The sequence below is a fragment of the Kitasatospora sp. NPDC059571 genome (genome assembly GCF_042735675.1).
Classification (GTDB): domain Bacteria; phylum Actinomycetota; class Actinomycetes; order Streptomycetales; family Streptomycetaceae; genus Kitasatospora.
The window spans coordinates 1-3,985 of the sequence record NZ_JBHWBW010000612.1 but is presented as its reverse complement, the minus strand read 5'-3'; the positions used below and the strand labels follow the sequence as shown (position 1 = coordinate 3,985).

Below are 3,985 nucleotides of genomic sequence, written 5' to 3'. Positions count from 1 at the left end.
TGGGTGTGTTGGATCGAGTCGACTGTGTGGTGGTGGCTCTCCGCGGTCGGGGGGGCGGCCGCGGGGCCCCGCGCCCCGCGGGCGGGGGGGGCGCGCCCCCCCCCCCCGCCGACGAGTGGGGTGACGAAGGCTTGACGACCAGCCGACCGATGCGCGGCATGGCCGTGCTGGCCACCGGAGCTCTGCTCTGGGGTCTGAGCGCGGGGCCGGCCTCTGCCGACTCGATCCGCGACAGCCAGTGGCCGCTTCAGAAGTACGCCGCCATGGCGGATGTCTGGCCGATCAGCCAAGGCGAGAACGTCATCGTCGCAGTGATCGACAGCGGTGTCACCGCCGATCATCCCGACCTTGCCGGCGCTGTCCTGCCTGGTGCGGACTTCACCGCCGACGGCGGCGACGGGCACAAGGACGTGGATGGCCACGGCACCTCCATGGCAGCCCTCATCGCTGGTCACGGCCATGGATCCGGGGGCAAGGACGGTGTCAGCGGTCTGGCGCCGAAGGCGAAGATCCTTCCGCTCCGTGTCGATCTCACGCATGGCACGGACATCTCCTCCAAGGGCTCGGAGGGGGAGATCAACAAGGCGATTCGCTACGCGGTGGACCACGGAGCCAAGGTCATCAACCTGTCCGTCGCCGGTGCCGAGCAGGCGGGTGAGCGGGAGGCCGTCAACTACGCCCTCAGCAAGGACGTTGTTCTGGTCGGCGGTACCGGCAACGACGGGAGCCACGGCACCCCGGTGCAGTACCCCGCAGCATTCCCCGGTGTGGTCGCGGTGGCTGCTGTCGACAAGCAGGGAATGCTCTGGGAGGACTCCGACCGAGGCCCTGAGGTCACCTTGGCCGCTCCGGGCGTGGACATCGCCACCATCAAGATCGGATCCGCGTCCGCGTACCACACCACGAACGGCACCTCCGACGCCACCGCCTACGTCTCGGCGATTGCGGCGCTCGTCCGCTCCAAGTACCCGAACCTCTCGGCCGGGCAGGTCATCAACCGGATGATCAAGTCCGCCGTCGCGCCGCCCGACAAGTCGAAGCCGCTGCCGAACGACTCGTACGGCTACGGGATCGCCTCGCCGCGGGAGGCGCTCAAGCCGAACCCGGCGGTGGACAACGGGCCGAAGGAGAACCCGCTGCTGGCCCGTGCCGAGTCGCACGGCGACGGCGGCGGCACGTCGGCCTCGCCGGCCGCCTCGCAGCCGGGCAGCGGGGATGCCGCGAACGGCGGCGGCCTGGCGGACACGGGCAAGAGCGACGACGGGACCCCCGTCTACGTGTTCGTGCTCGTGGGCGTGGTCGCGCTCGTCGTGATCGTCGGTGTGATCGTCCTGGTGCGGCGCTCGCGCGGGAACGGCAGCGGCGGGCCGGGCGGCAACGGCGGTGGAGGCGGTGGCGGCGGGTTCGTGCCGCCGGGGCCGCCGCCGTACGGGCCCGGGGCGCAGCAGTTCCCGCCGCAGCAGCAGCCGCCGTACGCCGGGCAGGTGCCGCAGCCGCAGGGTTCGGTGTACGGCGCCCCGCAGGGGTACCCGCAGCCGCCGGCCGGGACCGGCGGGGGCAACCCGTACCGCTGACGGCCGCGGCGCCGGCGCGGGGCGGACACGCTCACGGACGGCGCAGTATGTGAGGTCCGGCAGGGCCCTTCGGGTAGGGATGGCTCGTTCGTCCCCGACCCGAAGGGCCTTTGTCATGCTGAAGAAGATCGCTTCCGTCGTCCTGCTCGCCGCAGCCGCGAGCGCCCTCTCGCTTCCGGCCCCGGCCTTCGCCGACGGCCCGAAGACGCCGCAGGAGGCCGCGGTCTGCGCGCAGATGCTGGCCATGGTGATGCCCGTGGGCCTGACGCAGGCCTCGATCGACGCGATCTGTGCGGTGCAGGACGACGACAGCCGCGGCTGACCCGGCGTCGGCCGTAGGCTCGGCCGTATGGATGACGACTGCTACACCTGCCGGCAGACGGCCGCCGGGGCGGCGAACCTGCCGCCCCGTGAGCTGATCGCCGAGGACGAGCACTGGCGGGTCGCGCACGCCTTCGGCTCCGCGCTGGCGGGATGGCTCGTCCTGCTGCCGAGGCGGCACGTCACGGCGGTCTCGGAGCTGACCGGGGACGAGGCCGCCGGGCTCGGCAGCTGGCAGGTGCGGCTGTCCCGAGCGCTCGCCGAGGTGACGGGCTGCGCGAAGACGTATGTGGCGCAGTTCGCCGAGAAGGAGGGCTTCGCGCGCGTGCACTTCCACATCGTGCCGCGCGGCCCGGAGCTGGCGGAGGAGCTGCGCGGGCCGCGGGTGTTCGGGCTGCTCGGCGCCGAGGGCGAGCGGGCGGTGGGCGCCGCCGAGATGGACGCGCTGGCGCTGCGGCTGCGGACCGCACTGCGGCGCTGACCCCGGACCCGCCCCGGGGCCGGAGCCGGGGAGTCGGGGACCGGGGCCGGGGAGTGGCAGCATCTTGGCGACCGCTGGCGTTTCCGCCACTGGTGGGCGCCGGGCGGCCGCGGGCATCCTGGACGCATGATCACTCCTGACACCAAGGACTGGACCTGGGTCCTCGAACGCTCCTGCGCCGACTGCGGGCTGGACACGCCGGCGGTGGTCCGCGAGGACGTCGCGGGCATGGTGCGCGCCAACTCCGCAGCCTGGGTGGAGCTGCTGGCGGGCGACCCCGCCGGGCTGGCCGCGCGGCCGCAGCCGGAGGTGTGGTCGGCACTGGAGTACGCCTGCCACGTCCGCGACGTCTTCCGGCTCTTCGACCGCCGGCTGAACCTGATGCTGACCGAGGACGGCCCGGACTTCGCCAACTGGAACCAGGACGAGACGGCGGAGGCCGAGCGCTACGGCGAGCAGGCCCCGGCCGTGGTCGCGGTCGAGCTCGCCGCGGCGGCGGAGCAGCTGGCGTCCGCGTTCGAGCAGGTCGAGGGCGACGCCTGGCAGCGCACGGGAAACCGCAGCGACGGTGCCCGGTTCACGGTGGAGTCGTTCTCGCGGTACCTGATCCACGACCCGGTCCACCACCTGTACGACGTGACCGGCGTCCGGATCTGACGGCGGCGCCCGGCCTCCGCCCCGGCTACCCGTTCGGATGGGCGGCAGCGGGGGACCAGGCCGGGTCGACGGGCCATGCGGGCAGTCCGTGCGGCACCGCCTCGGCGAGCAGCCGGACGGGGCCGGTGCCGTCCCGGGCGGTGAGGACAAAGCGGTGCCCGTCGCCGATCCGGCGCGGCTCGAACGCGAGGTGGAGGAAGGGCGCATCGGGCGTCGCCCCGTCCGCGAGGCGCGCCAGTTCGGTCTCGACCCGCTGCCACTCGTCGGCCGGCACGTACTGCCGCATCACCGAGTGCCAGACCACCGTGAGGCTGCCCGGGGCGGTCTCCACGGACCGCAGGAACGCGGCCGCGCCGAGCGCCTCGACCTGCGTCGGCAGTTCGGCGGCCAGCCGCAGGGCGCCGTCCAGCCGGGCGGTGCGGGCGGGCTGGTCCGGCCAGACGTAGGCGCGCAGGGAGAGGGCGCCGTCGGCCGAGCGCGGGTCGATCGGGGTGGGGTCGCAGCCGCGGCGCCCGGTGAACTCCAGCGGGGCCGCCGAGGCGGGCAGCCACGCCGGCGGAGTGCCGCGCCAGGCGTCCGCGAGCTGCACGGGGGAGTCGGCCGGCCCGTAGGCGTAGCCGGGCGAGCTGCAGTGGAACCGGTCGGCGAGCAGGTTCAGCCCGGCGCTCGACCCGAGCTCGAAGAGCCGTACGGGGAGCCGCCGTTCGCCGAGCGTGTGCAGCAGTCCGGCGATCAGCAGGTTGGCCCGGCCGACCTCGTTGGTCTGCGGCGGGCGGGTCAGCCACTCCCGGACCCACGGCAGGTGGTCGGCCACCGCGGCGCGGAACTCCGGCCACGCGGCGTCCGGCTCGGCCGGGTCGACCGTGCCGCCGGCGCTGGGGTAGTGGGCGGCGAGGCCGGGCGCCCGGCCGGTGAGGACGAGGGCGTGCACGCCCCCGAGCCGCCGCAGGGC

5 protein-coding genes are annotated in these 3,985 nt (G+C 74.3%); 4 read left to right on the top strand and 1 reads right to left on the bottom strand.

Annotation, left to right across the window (positions count from 1 at the left end; genetic code table 11):
- Positions 1–131 precede the first annotated feature (131 nt).
- From mycP to ACFV0G_RS36545, 4 genes are all read left to right on the top strand, one after another.
- Entirely contained in the window at positions 132–1,574 is a 1,443-nt protein-coding gene (mycP, locus tag ACFV0G_RS36560) for a type VII secretion-associated serine protease mycosin (RefSeq protein WP_380557231.1), read from the top strand.
- 115 nt (positions 1,575–1,689) lie between these two features.
- Positions 1,690–1,896 carry a hypothetical protein gene (locus tag ACFV0G_RS36555; protein WP_380557229.1) on the top strand — a complete coding sequence of 69 codons (207 nt, stop codon included), beginning with the start codon at positions 1,690–1,692 and terminating at the stop codon, positions 1,894–1,896.
- Between the two features lie 27 nt (positions 1,897–1,923).
- A complete protein-coding gene (locus ACFV0G_RS36550; protein WP_380557227.1) occupies positions 1,924–2,376 on the top strand; it encodes an HIT family protein in 453 nt (150 codons plus the stop codon).
- 126 nt (positions 2,377–2,502) lie between these two features.
- Entirely contained in the window at positions 2,503–3,033 is a 531-nt protein-coding gene (locus ACFV0G_RS36545; protein ID WP_380557225.1) for a DinB family protein, read from the top strand.
- A 25-nt stretch (positions 3,034–3,058) separates the two neighbouring features.
- On the opposite strand, the gene ACFV0G_RS36540 is transcribed toward ACFV0G_RS36545, so the two are convergent.
- A partial coding sequence (locus ACFV0G_RS36540; protein ID WP_380557223.1) for a DUF2332 domain-containing protein occupies positions 3,059–3,985 on the bottom strand: 927 nt, incomplete at its 5' end.